Below are 463 nucleotides of genomic sequence, written 5' to 3' on the forward strand. Positions count from 1 at the left end.
CATACTGGAACTGTAGCCACGACAACGAGACCGCCATAGCGCCACCCCATCCCGAGGATCGTGTACTCGGATGGACCAATTGAATATCCGAGTGTCAGTGCCATAGCGATGAGTGTTCCCGCGTGGACGAGTCCAACGAGAAGGCTGACTAGAATGGATCGGATAGAGGGCATCACATCTCTGTGCGTATCCCAGTATAAAGAAATCATATCAGTAATCACTGCTATTCAAGCGCAGTACGCCGGTAGTACCCCTGAATTTGAATAGGCGTGGAATCCAAATAGTGAATATGCCTGGGAAATCGCCGCTATCCAGGGCGGGCTGGGACATCATGTTCGGCGTGTTTTGTCTCGCTGCGGTGTTCTATGTCGGTGAGCTTTGGCAGCAGGGATTGCTAGTGGTGCTCGGCGGTACGGCTGTCGTGTATGGTCTTCAGACCGCACGCGAGGCGCGTTCGCTGTGA

General features: G+C 53.8%; 1 protein-coding gene. It reads left to right on the plus strand.

Translation table 11 applies throughout. The features are described from left to right. Positions 1 to 289 precede the first annotated feature (289 nt). Complete coding sequence (locus tag DVK07_RS24135; protein WP_233565640.1) at positions 290 to 463, plus strand: hypothetical protein; 174 nt, start codon at positions 290 to 292, stop codon at positions 461 to 463.

Source organism: Halorubrum sp. Atlit-26R (assembly GCF_003666015.1).
Lineage (GTDB): Archaea > Halobacteriota > Halobacteria > Halobacteriales > Haloferacaceae > Halorubrum.

Excerpts from the sequence above, each read along its gene's own strand:
- DVK07_RS24135 (WP_233565640.1), top strand. The coding sequence starts at position 290 with ATGCCTGGGAAATCGCCGCTATCCAGGGCGGGCTGGGACATCATGTTC.